General features: G+C 71.5%; 15 protein-coding genes and 1 tRNA gene. 10 read left to right on the top strand and 6 right to left on the bottom strand.

Annotated features, from left to right (window positions below):
• Positions 1 to 373: 373 nt before the first annotated feature.
• Positions 374 to 796 carry a hypothetical protein gene (locus tag E1292_RS32705; RefSeq protein WP_132600003.1) on the top strand — a complete coding sequence of 141 codons (423 nt, stop codon included), beginning with the start codon at positions 374 to 376 and terminating at the stop codon, positions 794 to 796.
• Between the two features lie 277 nt (positions 797 to 1,073).
• Here the strand turns inward: E1292_RS32705 and E1292_RS32710 are convergent, their stop codons facing one another.
• From E1292_RS32710 to E1292_RS51545, 3 genes are all read right to left on the bottom strand, one after another.
• Complete coding sequence (locus E1292_RS32710) at positions 1,074 to 3,677, bottom strand: Tex family protein (protein WP_132600006.1); 2,604 nt, start codon at positions 3,675 to 3,677, stop codon at positions 1,074 to 1,076.
• Between the two features lie 27 nt (positions 3,678 to 3,704).
• A complete protein-coding gene (locus E1292_RS32715; protein WP_132600009.1) occupies positions 3,705 to 4,868 on the bottom strand; it encodes an amidohydrolase in 1,164 nt (387 codons plus the stop codon).
• 129 nt (positions 4,869 to 4,997) lie between these two features.
• Positions 4,998 to 5,156, bottom strand: a complete 159-nt coding sequence (locus tag E1292_RS51545; protein ID WP_165974861.1) for a hypothetical protein — start codon at positions 5,154 to 5,156, stop codon at positions 4,998 to 5,000.
• Positions 5,157 to 5,336: 180 nt separating this feature from the next.
• Between E1292_RS51545 and E1292_RS32720 the strand changes: the two genes are divergently transcribed.
• Both E1292_RS32720 and E1292_RS54235 read left to right on the top strand, forming a co-directional pair.
• Positions 5,337 to 6,290 (top strand): RNA-guided endonuclease InsQ/TnpB family protein, encoded by a 954-nt coding sequence (locus E1292_RS32720; protein ID WP_246090495.1) that lies wholly within the window; start codon positions 5,337 to 5,339, stop codon positions 6,288 to 6,290.
• Positions 6,281 to 6,520, top strand: coding sequence for a zinc ribbon domain-containing protein (locus E1292_RS54235; protein ID WP_246090496.1), 240 nt, complete (start codon positions 6,281 to 6,283; stop codon positions 6,518 to 6,520). Before E1292_RS32720 ends, E1292_RS54235 begins: the two co-directional genes overlap by 10 nt.
• Before the next feature lie 109 nt (positions 6,521 to 6,629).
• Here the strand turns inward: E1292_RS54235 and E1292_RS32725 are convergent, their stop codons facing one another.
• Together E1292_RS32725 and E1292_RS51550 are read right to left on the bottom strand one after the other, a co-directional pair.
• Positions 6,630 to 7,064, bottom strand: a complete 435-nt coding sequence (locus E1292_RS32725) for an RpiB/LacA/LacB family sugar-phosphate isomerase (RefSeq protein ID WP_132600012.1) — start codon at positions 7,062 to 7,064, stop codon at positions 6,630 to 6,632.
• A gap of 311 nt (positions 7,065 to 7,375) precedes the next feature.
• A tRNA-Met gene (locus tag E1292_RS51550) sits at positions 7,376 to 7,448 on the bottom strand.
• 226 nt (positions 7,449 to 7,674) lie between these two features.
• On the opposite strand from E1292_RS51550, the gene E1292_RS32730 reads away from it, so the two are divergent.
• Genes E1292_RS32730 through E1292_RS32760 form a run of 7 tightly spaced genes read left to right on the top strand, consistent with a single transcriptional unit; the run spans position 7,675 to position 15,666 of the window.
• Positions 7,675 to 8,745 carry an S-methyl thiohydantoin desulfurase family protein gene (locus E1292_RS32730; RefSeq protein WP_132600015.1) on the top strand — a complete coding sequence of 357 codons (1,071 nt, stop codon included), beginning with the start codon at positions 7,675 to 7,677 and terminating at the stop codon, positions 8,743 to 8,745.
• Complete coding sequence (locus E1292_RS32735; protein WP_246090497.1) at positions 8,738 to 10,519, top strand: hydantoinase/oxoprolinase N-terminal domain-containing protein; 1,782 nt, start codon at positions 8,738 to 8,740, stop codon at positions 10,517 to 10,519. Before E1292_RS32730 ends, E1292_RS32735 begins: the two co-directional genes overlap by 8 nt.
• Before the next feature lie 22 nt (positions 10,520 to 10,541).
• Complete coding sequence (locus E1292_RS32740; protein WP_132600018.1) at positions 10,542 to 12,155, top strand: ABC transporter substrate-binding protein; 1,614 nt, start codon at positions 10,542 to 10,544, stop codon at positions 12,153 to 12,155.
• A 4-nt stretch (positions 12,156 to 12,159) separates the two neighbouring features.
• Entirely contained in the window at positions 12,160 to 13,176 is a 1,017-nt protein-coding gene (locus tag E1292_RS32745; protein WP_132600021.1) for an ABC transporter permease, read from the top strand.
• On the top strand, positions 13,173 to 14,030 hold the full coding sequence (locus tag E1292_RS32750) for an ABC transporter permease (RefSeq protein ID WP_132600025.1): 858 nt from the start codon (positions 13,173 to 13,175) through the stop codon (positions 14,028 to 14,030). Before E1292_RS32745 ends, E1292_RS32750 begins: the two co-directional genes overlap by 4 nt.
• On the top strand, positions 14,027 to 14,785 hold the full coding sequence (locus E1292_RS32755) for an ATP-binding cassette domain-containing protein (protein WP_132600028.1): 759 nt from the start codon (positions 14,027 to 14,029) through the stop codon (positions 14,783 to 14,785). The genes E1292_RS32750 and E1292_RS32755 overlap by 4 nt, the downstream gene beginning before the upstream one ends.
• Before the next feature lie 2 nt (positions 14,786 to 14,787).
• On the top strand, positions 14,788 to 15,666 hold the full coding sequence (locus tag E1292_RS32760; RefSeq protein ID WP_246090498.1) for an ABC transporter ATP-binding protein: 879 nt from the start codon (positions 14,788 to 14,790) through the stop codon (positions 15,664 to 15,666).
• Here the strand turns inward: E1292_RS32760 and E1292_RS32765 are convergent.
• Entirely contained in the window at positions 15,659 to 16,126 is a 468-nt protein-coding gene (locus tag E1292_RS32765; RefSeq protein WP_132600034.1) for a MarR family winged helix-turn-helix transcriptional regulator, read from the bottom strand. The two genes, E1292_RS32760 and E1292_RS32765, sit on opposite strands and share 8 nt — an antisense overlap.
• Positions 16,127 to 16,174: the final 48 nt, after the last annotated feature.

The following is a 16,174-nucleotide window of genomic DNA, read 5'->3' on the forward strand; positions in this document are numbered from 1 at the left end:
CATCAGGCGGCCTCCGAGGTTCCTCTACGGCTCGTGGGCTCGTAGATGTGTATACGAGACAGCCCCGCAGCCGTAGTCCGCTCCCGTTCGCCCGAGCCAGCCACCCGGAACCGGGCCCTCGCCGGCCCACCCCGGACGCGAGGAGAACACGTGCCCGCGCCGGCCGAAACCCCGCTCGCCCGCACCTCAGGGCGTCGTCGTTCCGCGCGGCGAGCTCGCGGAACGACGGTGGACGCAGAGCCAAGAAGTGTGGGCTGTCGCTCAACAATCCCCCCGGGCGCTTGGGCAGTCTGGAGCTGACAACCCGCTGAACACCGGGGGTTGGCCCCCTGAGGGCTGTTGCCGATCTGCCAGTCGTTGAAGGGAAACCTACGTGCCCAAGCTCTCCACCCGCCTGACGACATTCAGCGTCGCCGCCGTGACCGCGATCAGCCTGGCCGCCATGACGAACCCTGCCCAGGCAGCCGCCGCCGAGACGCTGCTCCTCTCGTGCAACTCGAACGCCGGCTACGCCTCGGCGTACGTCTACTACACCAACAGCGGCAGGACGATCACGAAGATCGACTACTACATCTACAACGAGAACGGCAGGCGTACGAAGAACAACATCACCATCGGCGACTCCGGAACGGCGCCGGCCACGAAGACGTCCACCGACAGCGCCATCTCGAACGACGGCGTGCGCAACCTCCGTGAGAAGAACTACTCCCGAGGCCAGGGCTGGATCCGGTTCGAGGCCATCTTCGACGTGCCGAACGCCGGCGACCCGAGCTGCGAAACCTCGGAATACCTCTAGCCTCCGCCGCAACCGCCAGATCAGGCGACTCTGCCTGGCCCTTCAAGGATGTGCATGTAGCGTCCTGAAGCTGCAGTCGATCTTCGATCCTGATCGGGTTCGAGGTCCCGTCGAGCCCGGGAAACGTAAAAGAGCTCATGGCTCTCGGTCGCTACCAGCACGGATATGTCCTCACTGCTTGACCGATCCGGTTGCTGAGAGCGAGCCACACCCATGCCGGCCCGCCCGGTCGAATCATCTGCGTCCGGGCGGGGGGCAGGGTGAAACGCCGGCGAGGTCAGTTGTCGCCGGTGAGGCCGGCTTTGCGCAGGGCTTCGGCCATGGCGCCCGTGGGCGCGGGGCGGCGCTGGCCGCCGCGCCCGCGCTGGCCCCCGTCGCCGTTGCCGCGCTGTCCGGTGCCTCTGCCGCCGTCGCCGCGACGGTCGTCGCGCCCGCCCTGACCGCCACGGCCGTCACCACGACCGCCCTGACCGCCACGGCCGTCACCACGACCGCCCTGACCGTCGCCACGACCGCCCTGACCGTCGCTCCGGCTGCCCTGGGAGCCACGCCCGCCCTGGCCACCGCGGCCGTCGCCACCGCCCTGGATGCCTTGGCCGTCGCCACGAGCGCCCTGACCACGGCCGCGCCGGCCGTCACCACGGTCGCCGCCGCGGCCGCTGTCGCGACTGTCGTCGGCGCTGCGGGCGCCCTGGCGGCCGGTGCCGCGGCGGGGGCCGTCGGCCGGGGACTGGGCGGTGATCTCGTCTTCCAGGCGCAGCGTCAGGGAGATGCGCTTGCGGGGGATGTCGACGTCGAGGACCTTGACGCGCACGATGTCCCCGGGCTTGACCACGTCGCGGGGGTCCTTGACGTAGTTGCGGGACATGGCCGACACGTGGACGAGGCCGTCCTGGTGCACGCCGACGTCGACGAAGGCGCCGAACGCGGCCACGTTGGTGACGACGCCTTCCAGGATCATGCCCGGCGTCAGGTCGGAGATTTTCTCGACGCCCTCCTTGAAGGTGGCCGTCTTGAACGCGGGCCTCGGGTCACGGCCCGGCTTTTCCAGCTCCCGCAGGATGTCGGTGACCGTGGGCAGGCCGAACGTGTCGTCGGTGAAGTCGTCGGGCCTGAGCGAGCGCAGTGCCGCGGTGTTGCCGATCAGCGTCTTGAGGTCGCTCTTGACGGCGCCGAGGATGCGCCGCACCACGGGGTAGGCCTCCGGGTGCACGCTGGACACGTCGAGCGGGTCGTCGCCGCCGCGGATGCGCAGGAAGCCGGCGCACTGCTCGAACGCCTTGGGCCCGAGCCTGGGCACGCTCTTCAGCGCCGAGCGCGCGCGGAAGGGACCGTTGGCGTCGCGGTGACGGACGATGCTCTCGGCCAGCGTCGAGCCGATGCCGGACACGCGCGTGAGCAGCGGCGCCGACGCGGTGTTGACGTCGACTCCCACGGCGTTGACGCAGTCTTCGACCACCGCGTCGAGTGAGCGGGAGAGCTTGGACTCGGCGAGGTCGTGCTGGTATTGGCCGACGCCGATCGACTTGGGGTCGATCTTGACCAGCTCGGCCAGCGGATCTTGCAGCCTGCGGGCGATGGAGACCGCCCCGCGCAGCGACACGTCGAGCTCGGGCAGCTCCTGCGAGGCGTAGGGAGAGGCGGAGTAGACAGAGGCGCCGGCCTCGGAGACGACGATCTTCGTCACCGACGGCATGTGCTGGACCAGCTCGCCGGCCAGCTTGTCGGTCTCGCGCGACGCGGTGCCGTTGCCGATGGCGATCAGCTCGACGCCGTGCCGCTGCGCCAGCGCGCCCAGCACGGCGAGCGACTCGGTCCACTGCCGCTTGGGCTCGTGGGGATAGATCGTCGCCGTCTCGACGACCTTGCCCGTGGCGTCGACCACGGCGACCTTCACGCCCGTACGCAGACCGGGGTCGAGCCCCATCGTCGGCCGCGCGCCGGCCGGAGCGGCGAGCAGCAGGTCGCGCAGGTTGGCCGCGAACACCCGCACCGCTTCGTCCTCGGCGGCCTGCCACAGCCGCATGCGCAGGTCGATGCCCAGATGCACCAGGATGCGCGTGCGCCAGGCCCAGCGCACGGTCTCGGTCAGCCACTTGTCGGCCGGCCGGCCCTGGTCGGAGACGCCGAACCGGGAGGCGACGCGCATTTCATAGTCGGGGCTGTCGTCGGGCTCGAGCGTGACGGAGAGGATCTCTTCCTTCTCGCCCCTGAACATGGCCAGGATGCGGTGGGAGGGCAGCTTCGTGAACGGCTCGCCGAAGTCGAAGTAGTCGGAGAACTTGGCCCCCGCCTCCTCCTTGCCCTCGCGCACCTTGGACACCAGCCGACCGCGGTTCCACAACTGCTCGCGCAGAGCGCCGATGAGGTCGGCGTCCTCGGCGAAGCGCTCGATCAGGATCGCCCTCGCGCCTTCGAGGGCCGCGGCCGCGTCGGCCACCCCCTCGGTGACGAAGCCCTCCGCGGTTGCCGCCGGGTCACGCGCGGGATCGGCGAGCAGCTGGTCGGCCAGCGGCTCGAGGCCCAGCTCGCGGGCGATCTGCGCCTTGGTGCGCCGCTTGGGCTTGTAAGGCAGGTAGATGTCTTCGAGCCTGGCCTTGGTCTCCGCCGCCATGATCTGCTCGCGCAGCTCGTCGTCGAGCTTGCCCTGCGACTCGATCGACTCCAGGATGGCCGCCCTGCGCTCCTCCAGCTCGCGCAGGTAGCGCAGTCGCTCCTCGAGCGTGCGCAACTGCGCGTCGTCGAGTGCGCCGGTGGCCTCTTTGCGGTAGCGCGCGATGAACGGCACGGTCGCGCCGCCGTCGAGCAGATCGACGGCCGCCTGCACCTGCCCGTCGCGTACGCCGAGCTCTGCCGCGATCCGCTGGTGAATAGAGAGCACTTGCCTGCCTTTCGATGGTCCCGCCGGTCAATTGTGCAGGACTACGCCGTCTTTCATGACCAGAGTGCGCGCAGGGTGAACGACCACGGCCTCCGCCGGACCTCCCGAGGGCACGACCACCAGGTCGGCCCGGTCGCCCTCGGCCAGGCCGTAGCCCGTGAGCCCCAGCGCGCGGGCGCCGCCGTAGGTGGCGGCCTCCAGCGCCAGCTCGATGTCCTCGTCTCTGCGGAACGTGCTGCGGTAGGCGACGTGCATCGCCCGCTCCAGCATGTCGCCGCTGCCGTAGGGGCCCCACAGGTCGCGGATGCCGTCGTGACCGCACGCGATCGTGACGCCCGCGGCCCGCAGCTTCCTGATCGGCGGCACGGGGAAGCTGTAGACGGCCCCGGTCGCCAGCGCCACGCCCGCCTCGGCGAAACCCCGCGCCAGGCGGTCGATGTAGGCCTCGTCGAGCTGGCCCAGGGCGTAGGCGTGGCTGACCGTGACCCGGCCGCCAAGCCCGAGCACCCTGGTGCGCTCGGTGATGAGCTCGAGCTCCCAGCCGCCCAGCGAGCCGCCGTCGTGCAGGTGGATGTCGAGATGCGTGCCGTAGCGCTCGGCCAGGCCGAAGATCAGGTCGAGGTGGCGCACCGGGTCACGGTCGATGCCCGCCGGGTCGAGCCCGCCGACCGCCTCGACGCCGCTCTTGAGCGCCTCTTCGAGCAACTCGGCGGTGCCGGGGTTGGTCAGCACGCCGTGCTGCGGGAAGGCGACCTGGCGCACGTCGAGAGGGGAGCGCGCGGCGGCCTCGCGCACGGCCTGCACGCCGCGCAGCCCGACCTCGGGATCGATGTCGGTGTGGGTGCGGACATGGGTGGTGCCGGCCGCGCTCATACGATCCAGCAGCGCGCCGATCCGCTCGACGCTCGGCACGCCCAGCTCGGCCCGGCGGGCGAGGTCGTTGCCGATGCGGCCGGCGAGCGTGTCGTCGGCGGAGTGGGGCACCCACGGCCCGCCATAGAGCGTCTTGTCGAGGTGGCAGTGGGCCTCGACAAGGCCGGGCAGCACCACCTGACCCGCGACGTCGACGACCTGGGCGGCGGGTGCCTCGATGCCCTGGCCGACACGCGCGATCCGGCCGTCGCGGACGAGGATGTCGGCGGGTGCGCCGAGCCCCCAGGGGAGCCCGCCACGGAGCAGCACGTCGGTCATGCCCAGCACCCTAAACGGCCGGACCGACGATTTCCGTGTCGCCGCTGTGACGGTTCCGGACCGCGGGCGGGTGGCGCGGACGTCATCCAAGTTGACGGATGCCCGGGGTGGACGGGCTGGATGATCGGGTCAGCTGGGGTTGCGGGCGAAGAGTTCGAGATGGTGGCAGGAGCGGCAGCGATAGGCCTCGATCTCCCACTTGGCCCGGCCGAAGAGCTTGGCTCCGCCGAACAGGCCGCGTTCGAGCGCGCCCTCCACCCATCTGACGTACCCCTGGTCGGAGTCCATCAGAGTCTCCCGAGGGGACCGTCGCCTTGAGGCGACGGGTGAATCGGGAGCGGGTGGGCTGCCAGGGCCCGAGTGTGTCCTGACCTGTCAGGTCTGCGCTTCACGCATGTTCTTCCTGGTTTTGTCGGCGCCAGCCGGTATCGTGGTGGTGTCGTTACCGAACGTGACGGGAGGTGGGGTGTGCGCAGGTCGTTCCGATTCCTGTTGCGCCCCACCGCCCGGCAGGCGGCGGCGCTGGCGGCGTGCCTGGAGGACCACCGCCAGCTCTACAACGCCGCCTTGGAGCACCGGCGCACCGTCTATGCCAGGGCGGGGGTGAGCGTCCGGTACGGCGATCAGTCGGCCGAGCTGAGACACATCCGCGCCGATGATGCGGACGGGCAGGGGCGTTGGTCGTTCTCTTCCCAGCAGGCCACGCTGCGACGGCTGGACAAGGCGTTCGTCGCGTTCTTCAAGCGGGTCGGCGAGGGTCGCACGCCGGGGTTCCCGCGTTTCAAAGGGCGTGGCCGGTTCGACACGGTGGAGTGGCCGAAGGACGGCGACGGCTGCCGGTGGGACTCCCAGCCCGAGCACCCGACCGTCGCCTACGTGCGCCTTCAGGGCGTCGGGCATGTCCGCGTCCACCGGCACCGCACGGTCCAAGGCCGGGTGAAGACGATCGCGGTGAAGCGGGAAGGCAGCCGGTGGTTCGTGGTGTTGTCGTGCGACGACGTGCCCGCCGAACCGCTGCCCGCCACGGGCGCGGTCGCGGGGATCGACATGGGCGTGGCCTCGCTCGTCACCACCTCCGACGGTGGCCGGGTGGCCAACCCCCGTCACCTGGCCACGTCCGCCGGCCGGCTGGCCGCCGCGCAGCGGGCTCTGGCCCGCAAGAAGCGGGGCTCCCAGCGGCGGCGCAAGGCGGTGGCCCGCGTGGCCACGCTGCACGCCAAGGTGCGCAGGCAACGTCTGGACGGCGCGCACAAGGCAGCGCTCGCCCTGGTCCGCACCTATGACGTGATCGTGCACGAGGACCTGCGGATCACGAACATGACTCGTTCGGCGTCCGGCACGATCCAAACCCCCGGCCGCAACGTCGCCGCCAAGTCCGGCCTCAACCGAAGCATCCTGGACGCGGGTTGGGGGTGTTCCTGACGATCCTCGCGTACAAGGCTGAAAGCGCCGGTCGCACGCTGATCGCGGTGAACCCCGCCGGCACCTCCCGCACATGCTCGCGCTGCGGGCACAGCGCACGGGAGAACCGCGCCACCCAAGCCGAGTTCGCCTGTACGGCGTGCGGGCATGCCGCGCACGCCGACGTCAACGCGGCGGTCAACATCCTCAGGGCAGGGCTTGCCCTTCGCAACGCTGCGCAAGCGGCTTAGCGAGAAGCCGCTCCCCTGCAAGGAGCGGAGGAGTCACGATGAACCCGGGCTCCAGCGACTCTTCCCCGCAATGCGTGCACCGCCAAATGGACATGCGGCCCGAGCGTAGTCAGATCTCGTCGAGATGGGAGACATTTGCCATATCGGCGGCGTCCGTACTGGGCCGCCCCTCGAACCAGGCGTCGAGGATCTCGCCGAGCACCACGTCGGACGTCAGCCGGAGGCTGAGCGCGAGCACGTTGGCGTCGTTCCACGTGCGGGCGCCGTCGGCGGTGTAGGCGTCGACGCAGAGCGCGGCCCGCACGCCGGGCACCTTGTTCGCCGCGATGGACGCGCCCGTACCCGTCCAGCAGCAGACGACCGCCTGGTCGGCACGCCCTTCGCTGACGTCTCTCGCGGCGAGTTCGCAGGCCCACGCCCAGTCGGCGCGTTCGCCGTCGCCGAGCGCACCGTGGGCGACCACCTCGTGCCCGCGCCTGCGCAGCTCCGCCACGACCTGCTCGGCCACGCCGTCCTTGCTGTCGGCGGCCACCGAAATCCGCATGTTGTCCTCCTGGCTGCTCATTTCAGATGTACCAGCGCCGTTCACCGAGTTCAGGGATTCTTCGATGATGCGCCCGGTGTGGGCGAAGGTCTCCGCCTGATCCGGGCAGTGGGTGCCCGGCACGGGGCAGCCGTTTCACAGCCATCTGCCCCGCCGGGCGGGGGTCTTACGCGGCTCGGCGTCCGTCTTCGCGTCTTCGGGGCACGTCCGGCGACGGTCCGCGGGCCGGTGGTGAGCTGGTGGATGGCGACGCGGGCGCTGGCCCGCCCGGCTGGACGGCGCCATGGAACCCACTGCGCCACGAGGGCTCGTGGCGGGTGCGGGAATCGAACCCGCCTGAAGCGACGTATGAAATCGCCGGGCACACCAGCGCCCCCACCCGCCTGGGTAACGTCCGGGCGGGGCCGGGGCCGGAGGTCAGCCTCGACGCGCCCAGGACACGCCCGTGCGGCGCCGCATGCGCATTCGCCGGGTGGTCATGGGAGGTCCTTCCGCTGGATCAGGTGCCGGTATCGAGCATGGCGGTCGTACGCGCGACGGCGCAACGCGTTTTATCCGGCACGTGCCAGACTGGCGCATTGAGGCGGTATGTGCTTGGTTGTGCAGCCATATGAGCATTGACGAGAGTGACATCCCGGCGCTCGCCCGGGGGTGCGCGATCCTGGGCACCGGCGGCGGGGGAGACGTGCGTACGGGGTCGCTGGCCGCGGTCAGGGCCATCCGTGCGTACGGCGAGGTGCCGCTGGTCGAGCTGGCCGACCTGCCCGGCGACGCGCTGGTCGTGCCGCTGTCCGGGATCGGGGCGCCGACGGTCGGCCACGAGATGATCCATGGCGAGGACGAGCCCGAGCGCGTCGCCGAGGAGGTCGAGCGGCTCTTCGGCCGCCCGCCGAGCGCGATCATGTCCTCCGAGATCGGCGGCTCGAACGGGGTCGCGCCCGTCGCCTGGGCGGCGCGCCTCGGGGTGCCGCTGCTCGACGCCGACGGCATGGGCCGGGCGTTCCCCGAGGTCCAGATGGTGTCGATGTACGTGGCCGGGCTCCCGGCCGACCTGGTGATCATGTCTGACATCGTGGGAAACGTCGTGACCATCCGCCCGATCGACGGGCTCTGGTCCGAGCGCCTGGCGCGGGCCGTGTGCGTGGCCGCCGGCTCGCACGCGCTGATGGCCGACTACGTCCTCACCGCCGGCGCGGCCCGCGGAGCGGTCATCGAGGGCACGGTCACCCGCGCGCTGGAGATCGGCAGGGCCACGGAGGGCGCGGCCGACCCGCTCGGAGCGCTCCGGGACCGGCTCGGCGCGGTACGCCTGATCACCGGCAAGCTGACCGACGTGGACCGGCGCACCACCGGCGGCTTCGTCCGGGGGGCGGCCACGATCGAGGGCGCCGGCGACGAGCGCGGCCGCCGCCTCACCGTGGAACTGCAGAACGAGAACCTCGTCGCCGTCGAGGACGGCGCCGTGCGGGCCATGGTGCCCGACCTCATCACGATCGTGGACACCGAGACCGCCGCCGCCGTCCAGACCGAGAGCCTGAGGTACGGCCAGCGCGTCAGCGTGCTCGCCTGGCCGTGCGACCCGCTCTGGCGCACGCCCAAGGGGCTGGAGACGGCCGGGCCCAGGGCGTTCGGCTACGACCTCGACTACGTACCCGTCGAGGAGCTGACGGCGCATGGCTGACCTGCGCATAGGGATCGACGTCGGCGGCACGAACACCGACGCGGTCGTGCTCGGCGCCGACGGCCGGGTGGTGGCCAAGGCCAAGCGGCCGACGACCCGGGACGTGACCGGAGGGTTGCGGGCGGCCATGGACGCGGTGCTCGCGGAGCTGGAGGGGGCTACGGACCCGCCCGGCGCTTCCCGCCCCCGGGACGAGCCGGGCGGCGGCGTGCGAAGCCGGGTGGGTCGGGTCATGCTGGGCACCACCCACGCGACCAACGCGATCCTGGAGCGCAGGAACCTCGGCCGGGTCGCCGTGCTCAGGCTGGGCGCGCCCGCCACCACCGCCGTGCCCCCGCTCTCCGGCTGGCCGGACGACCTGCGCGAGGCCGTGTCGGCGGGGGAGGCGATCGTCCCCGGCGGGCACTACGTCGACGGCCGCGAGATCAGCGCGCCCGACCTCGGCGCCGTCCGCCGCTTCCTGGACGGCGTGGAGGCCGACGCGGTGGCCGTCACCAGCGTCTTCAGCCCGGCGAGCGACGAGCACGAGCGGCTGGTCGCCGAGCTGGTCGCCTCCGAGTACGGCCTGCCGGTATCGCTGAGCCACGAGATCGGCACGCTGGGGCTGCTCGAACGCGAGAACGCCACTGTGTTGAACGCCGCCCTGTACGGCGTCGCCGCCCACGTGACCGGCGCGCTGACCGCCGTCCTGGCCGAACGCGGGCTGGAAGCGCGCCCGTACCTGGCGCAGAACGACGGCACCCTCATGACGGTGGAGCACGCCGCGCGGCTGCCGGTCGCGACGATCGGCTCGGGCCCGGCCAACTCCTTGCGCGGCGCCGCGTTCCTGTCCGGCGTGGCGGACGCGGTGGTGGTGGACGTCGGCGGCACGTCCACCGATCTCGGGGTGCTGGCCGGCGGCTTCCCCCGCGAGTCGGCTGCGGCGGTCGAGATCGGCGGGGTGCTCACCAACTTCCGGATGCCGGACATCCTGGCCATCGCCCTCGGTGGCGGGAGCGTGGTGCGCGGTCGCGGCGTCGGCCCCGACTCCGTCGGCTACCGGATCGCAAGTGAGGCGCTCGTCTTCGGCGGTGCCACGGCGACGATGACCGACGCGGCGGTGGCGGCGGGCCGCACCCCGCCGGGGGCCGCCGCATGGCGCGGGCGTCTTCCCGCGGCCGTCCTGGCCCGCGCGGCCGCACGACAGAACGGCGCGGACGCGCGGGAATGGGCGGGCGACGGGCCGGGCGGACCGCCGGTCGCGGGCGACGGGTCGGATGGAACGCCGGTGGCCGGCAAGGGGCGGGACGGAACGCCGGTCGCGGGTGACGGGGCGGGCGGAACGCCGGTCGCGGGTGACGGGGCGGGAACGATCGCCGACATCCTGGCGAAGGCGGTCGCCGTCGCGGACGGGATGGTCATCGACGCCGTGGACCGCATGGCGCTCGGCAGGTCCGACCGGCCCCTGGTCGCGGTGGGTGGCGGGGCGTTCATCCTGCCCGGCCGCATCCCGGGCGTGAGCCGGGTGATCCGCCCCGAGCACGCCGAGGTGGCCAACGCCGTGGGAGCCGCCATCGCCCTCGCGAGCGGCAGAGTCGATACGATCTTGCCTGCGGGAGATAGTCGGCCGAAAGCGATCGAAAGGGCCAAGGCGGAGGCGGTGGCGCGAGCCGTGGCGGCGGGGGCGGATCCCTCCGGCGTCGAGATCGTCGATCTCCTCGAGGTGCCGCTGAGCTATCTCTCCGAGCCCGCCGTACGCGTACACGTCAAAGCAGCCGGACCCCTCGCCCGGTGAAGACCGAAAGGATCCCCCCACCATGCGCTGGCACAAGCGCTTGCTCGTAGCCGGGCTCACCGGCGTCCTGGCCCTGACCGCAGCCGCGTGCGCGGGCGGCCAGGTGCGCGGCGCGGGAGGCACGCCTGAGCCGGCGAAGAGCTCCGGCCCGGCCGCCGCGCAGACCGCGAAGGCCAACGACAGCACGTTCGTCTACGTGCCGAACCTCGACGTGGTCACCGACTGGGACCCGGCCACCTCCTACTCCAACGAGATCGTGGCCCTGTCGAACATCTACGAGGGCCTGACCCGTTACAACTTCCAGTCCCGCGAGGCCGAGCCGCGCCTGGCCACCGAGTGGAGCTCGGCCGAGGGCGGCAAGGAGTGGACGTTCAAGCTGCGCCAGGGCGTGAAGTTCCACTCGGGCGCCACGCTCGACGCCGAGGCGGCCAAGAAGGCGATCGAGCGGACGATCGAGAAGAAAGGCGGCGCGGCCTACATCTGGGACTCGGTCGACAAGATCGAGGCCGTGGACGCGAGCACACTGAAGTTCACGCTCAAGCACGCCACGCCGCTCGACCTGGTCGCCTCCTCCGGCTACGCCGCCTACATCTACGACGTGGACGCGGTGGACGCCGACGGCAGGACGACCGCCGGCACCGGCCCGTACACGATCGACTCCTGGCAGAAGGGCAAGGAGACCGAGCTCACGCTGAAGGCGTTCGAGGACTACTGGGGCGGCTGGACGCCCGAGCAGTACAAGAAGGTCGCCTTCCGGGTGACCCCCGAGACCACCACCGCGTGGCAGCTGCTGCAGAAGGGCGAGGTCAACTTCATCCAGCGGCTGAACCCGCAGCTGTTCGAGCAGGCCGGCATGACCGACAACGTCCAGACGGCGCGGTCGCCGTCGTTCCAGAACCTGCTGGTGCTGTTCAACACGGCCGCGGGCCCGACGAAGGACATCAGGGTCCGGCAGGCGCTCCAGCTCGCGATCGACTACGACGGCCTGGCGGCGGCGGTGAAGGGCGCGGGGCTGAAGGCCAGCGGCCTGGTGCCGGAGGGGCTGCTCGGCCACGTGAACGGCATGGAGCCCGAGCACGACCCGGCCAGGGCCCAGGAGCTGCTCGCCGAGGCGGGGTACGGCCCCGACCACGCGGAGCTCAAGCTCTCCCTCACCTACGCGCAGGGCGACGAGGACCAGAAGATGCTGGTCACGCTGCTCAGCTCGGCGCTGAAGAAGCTCAACATCACGCTGCAGGCCAAGCCCATGACGTGGAGCGCCCAGTGGGACCTGGGGAAGAAGCAGGGGCAGGACATCTTCGTCATGTACTGGTATCCGGACTATCCGGACGCCTACTCGTGGTTCCTCAACGTGTTCAAGAGCGAGGACGAGCCGCGGTTCAACCTGTCGTACCTGAAGGACCGCGAGATCGACGCGGCCATCGAGAAGCTGCCCGAGCTCATGGCGACCGACGCGCTCAAGGCGGAGGACGCGTTCGAGGAGCTGCAGAAGAAGATCATCCAGGAGCGGGCGGCGGTCGCGGTGCCGTACGTGCAGACCTACCAGCGCGCGCTGACCGCTGACGTCAAGGGATATGTGGACAACCCCGCCTATCCCAATGTCGTCTTCTTCTACGACCTCGAACGCGCACGCTGAGCCCATGTTGCGCTATCTGGCCCGCCGGCTCGGCCAGGCCCTCCTGGTCGTGGCCGGCGTGGTCGTGCTCACGTTCGCCGTCATGCGGCTGGTGCCGGGGGATCCGGCGGTGGCGTTCGCCGGGCCGAAGGCCACGCCGGAGGAGCTCGCCGCGGCGCGCGAGAGGTTCGGGCTGGACGATCCCCTGCCGGCGCAGCTCGTCGCCTACGTGCGCGACCTGTTCACCGGTGACTGGGGCGTCAGCCTGCGCACCCGGCAACCCGTGCGCGAGGATCTCTATCTCGCGTTCCCCGCCTCGATCGAACTGGTCGGGGCGGCTCTGCTGATCGCGGTCATGGTGGGCATCCCGGTCGGCGTGCTAGCCGCCCGCTACAAGACGAAATTTCCGGACTTCGGGGTGCGGTTCGGCAGCATGCTGGCCGTCTCCGTCCCCGTCTTCTGGCTCGCCCTGGCCCTGCAACTGATCTTCGCCGGCAAGCTCGACTGGTTCCCCGTGGCCGGTGAGTACGACTCCTCGCTCGACACCACCAGCCCTCTCACCCTGTGGACGAACATCACCGTCGTCGACGCCCTCATCACCGGCAACTGGCCCATCTTCACCAGCACCCTCCACCACCTGGCGCTGCCCGCCCTGGTCGTGGCCGCCTACCCCACGGGCGTCATCGCCCAGATGACCAGGGCGACCCTGATCGAGGAGTCCGGCCAGGACCACGCCAGGCTGGAACGCGCGCTCGGGTTCGGCGAGACGTCCATCCTGACCAAGTTCGCCCTGAGACCGGCGCTGAGCCCCGTGCTGTCGCTGATCGCCCTGGTCTTCGCCTACTCGCTCGTCAACGGCTTCCTCGTCGAGGCGATCTTCAACTGGCCGGGCCTGGGCCGCTACGCCGCCGAGTCGATCCGCTCGCGCGACACGCCGGCCATCGCGGGCGTCACCCTCCTGGTCGCCCTGGTCTACGTCCTGGCCAACCTGGTCGTGGACGTGCTCCAGGGCTTCCTCGACCCCAGAGCGAGGACCCGATGACGAGCCCGGGCGCCGAGGTGCCGCTGCGGCGCTCCCTGCCGCGGATCCCCGACCGGTTCGCCGCCTTCGGGGCGGTGCTCATCGTGCTCATCGTGCTGGCCGCGCTCATGGCGCCGTGGCTCGCCCCGTACCCGGACGAGCCGCACCCGCTGGAGGGGTCGCTGCCGCCGAGCGGCGCGCACTGGTTCGGCACCGACCAGCTCGGCCGCGACGTGCTCACGAGGGTCCTGTACGGCGGCCGCACCTCGCTGTCCATCGCCGTGTCCGTGCTGGCGGTCTCGGCGCTGGGCGGCGTCACGCTGGGCGTGGTGGCCGGGTACGCGGGCGGCTGGATCAGGGACGTGATCATGCGGGTCACGGACGTGTTCCTGGCCTTTCCCGCGCTGCTGCTCTCGCTGGCGCTGGCGGTCGTGCTGCCGCCCAGCGTGAACACGGTCATCCTGGCCATCGCGGTGACCTGGTGGCCGTGGTACACCCGGCTGGCCGCGTCCGTGGCCGCCTCGATCGCCACCCGCCCCTACGTGGACGCCGCCCGGTGCCTCGGCGTGCCCGCGCCGCTGATCGTCCTCAGGCACGTGCTGCCGAACTCGCTCACCCCCGTCCTGGTCCAGATCTCGCTGGACGCGGGGGGCGTGATCCTCACCGCGGCGGCGCTGTCGTACCTGGGGCTGGGCGCGCAGGAGCCGACGGCGGAGTGGGGGCTGATGGTGCAGCAGGGGCAGACGCTGTTCACCACGAACTGGTGGATCGGCACGTTCCCCGGGCTGGCGATCCTGGTGACGGCGTTCGCGTTCAACATGCTGGGGGAAGGGCTGCGCAACGCGCTCGACCCCAGGGCGAGGACGGTCAAGTGATCGAGGTGCGCGACCTCCGGGTGCGCTACGCGGGCCGGTTGGCGGCCGACGTCCCCGAGCTGGACGTGGGCGCGGGCGAGTGCGTCGCGATCGTGGGGGAGAGCGGCTCGGGCAAGTCCACGACGCTGCTCTCGCTCCTCGGCCTCACCCAGGACGCCGAGATCTCGGGACACGTCAGGGTCTGCGGGGTCGACGTGCTCGCCGCCTCGCCGCGCGGGCTGCGCGAGATCCGCGGCGCCAGGGCGGCGCTCGTGATGCAGTCACCCCAGTCGGCGCTCAGCCCCGCCACCCGTCTCGGCGTGCTGATGCGCCGCGCGCTCAAGCTCCACGGCGTCGGGAGGGGCGCGGACCGGGGCGGGAGCCTGGACGAGATCATGGCGGAGTCCGTGGCGGCGGTCATGCTCGACCGAACGATCCTGCGCCGCTACCCTCACGAGATCTCCGGCGGCCAGGCCCAGCGCTTCGCCATCGCGCTGGCCATCGCCCTGGGCGCGGAGGTGATCCTCGCCGACGAGCCCACCAGCGCCCTCGACGTGACCGTGCAGGCCGAGGTGGTCGGCGTGCTCCGCCGGCTCAGGGAGCAACGAGGGCTGGCGCTCCTGCTCGTCTCCCATGACCTGGCCCTGATCTCGACGATCGCCGACCGGGTGCTCGTCATGAAGGACGGGGAGGTGGTGGAGTCGGGTCCGGCCGCCCGGGTGCTGACCGAGCCGGCGCACCCTTACACGCGCGAGCTGCTGGAGGCGCTGCCGTGACCATGCTCAGGGCCGAGCGGGTGACCCTCGGGTACGCCGGGCGCGCGGTCGTGCACGACGTGAGCCTGGACATCACCGCGGGCGGCGTCGGGCTGATCGGGGAGAGCGGCTCCGGCAAGACGATTCTGGCGCGCGCGTTCCTGGGCCTCCTCACCCCCATGGCCGGAAATATCTGGTACGGCGACCAAACCCTCAAAAAAGCGGATATGCGGAAGTTCCGGAAGGACGTCCAGCCCGTCTTCCAGGCCGAGGCCCTCGACCCCAGGATGCGTATCGGCGCCTCCGTCGCCGAGGCCCTGCCGGTGCGGGGACCCCGCGCCGCCAGAGCCAGGGTGCCCGAGCTGCTCGAACAGGTCGGCCTCGATCCCGGACTGGCCGCCCGCAGGCCGCACCAGCTCTCGGGAGGCCAGCGCCAGCGGGTGGTGATCGCCAGGGCTCTGGCGGCCGGCCCCCGCCTGCTCATCCTGGACGAGCCCACGAGCGCGCTCGACGTCACGGTCCAGGCCAGGATCCTCGACCTGATCGCCTCTCTGGACACCGAGCGCCTGCTGATCACTCACAACCTCGCCGTGGTGCGGCGGCTCTGCCGGACCTCGCACGTGTTGTTCGCGGGCCGGGTCGTCGAGTCGGGCCCCACGCGCGACCTCCTGGCCGACCCGGCCCACCCCTACACCCGGGCCCTGCGCGACGCCGTGCCCAAGCTCGGCGGCTCGCCGCCGCAGGCCAGGGGCACGACGGAGGCCGTGCCGGCGGAGACGGGCTGCCCGTTCAGGCTGCGCTGCCCGCTGGCGGCGCCCGAGTGCGAGCGGCCGCCCGTGCTCAGGGACGTGCGGGGCCGTCAGGTGGCCTGCCACCGGGCGGAGGACGTGCTGGTCACCTAGCAGGGAAGCGCGCCTTGAGGTGCGCGGTGAAGTCTTCGGCGAGTTTGTCCATCAGCCTGGCCAGCTCCGCGCGCTCCGCCGCGGGCCAGCCGGCGATGGCGCCCTCGAACCATTCGGCCGTCACCCGGCGGCACCTGCTCGCGGCCTCGGCTCCGTCCTCGGTGAGCGCGATGCGCCAGGCCCGGCCGTCGTCGGGGTCGCGCACCCGCTCGACCAGCTTGCGTCCCTCCAGCGCGGCGACGTGCCGGGTCACGTGCGGGCTCTCCACCTGCAGTCCTTCGGCGATCGCGCCGATCCTGCACGGCTCGCCCGCGTCCAGCAGGTGGACGAGGATCTGCACGTCGGGCCGGTCGAGCCGGACGCCTGCGGCTTCGGTCAGCCGTTCGTGCGTCTTGGCGCGGTGGAGCGTGGCCGCGAGTCGGCGGTAAGCCGAGACCGTCCTGTTGAGATCGTCGTCCATCGGTTTGCTTACCTAACTTAGGTATGTATCATCGTTCCTCGACTACTT

It is taken from the genome of Nonomuraea deserti (assembly GCF_004348685.1).
Classification (GTDB): domain Bacteria; phylum Actinomycetota; class Actinomycetes; order Streptosporangiales; family Streptosporangiaceae; genus Nonomuraea; species Nonomuraea deserti.

Excerpts from the sequence above, each read along its gene's own strand:
- E1292_RS32715 (WP_132600009.1), bottom strand. The coding sequence starts at position 4,868 with ATGACCGACGTGCTGCTCCGTGGCGGGCTCCCCTGGGGGCTCGGCGCA.
- E1292_RS51545 (WP_165974861.1), bottom strand. The coding sequence starts at position 5,156 with ATGGACTCCGACCAGGGGTACGTCAGATGGGTGGAGGGCGCGCTCGAA.
- E1292_RS32725 (WP_132600012.1), bottom strand. The coding sequence starts at position 7,064 with ATGCGGATTTCGGTGGCCGCCGACAGCAAGGACGGCGTGGCCGAGCAG.
- E1292_RS32730 (WP_132600015.1), top strand. The coding sequence starts at position 7,675 with ATGAGCATTGACGAGAGTGACATCCCGGCGCTCGCCCGGGGGTGCGCG.
- E1292_RS32735 (WP_246090497.1), top strand. The coding sequence starts at position 8,738 with ATGGCTGACCTGCGCATAGGGATCGACGTCGGCGGCACGAACACCGAC.
- E1292_RS32740 (WP_132600018.1), top strand. The coding sequence starts at position 10,542 with ATGCGCTGGCACAAGCGCTTGCTCGTAGCCGGGCTCACCGGCGTCCTG.
- E1292_RS32745 (WP_132600021.1), top strand. The coding sequence starts at position 12,160 with ATGTTGCGCTATCTGGCCCGCCGGCTCGGCCAGGCCCTCCTGGTCGTG.
- E1292_RS32750 (WP_132600025.1), top strand. The coding sequence starts at position 13,173 with ATGACGAGCCCGGGCGCCGAGGTGCCGCTGCGGCGCTCCCTGCCGCGG.
- E1292_RS32760 (WP_246090498.1), top strand. The coding sequence starts at position 14,788 with ATGCTCAGGGCCGAGCGGGTGACCCTCGGGTACGCCGGGCGCGCGGTC.
- E1292_RS32765 (WP_132600034.1), bottom strand. The coding sequence starts at position 16,126 with ATGGACGACGATCTCAACAGGACGGTCTCGGCTTACCGCCGACTCGCG.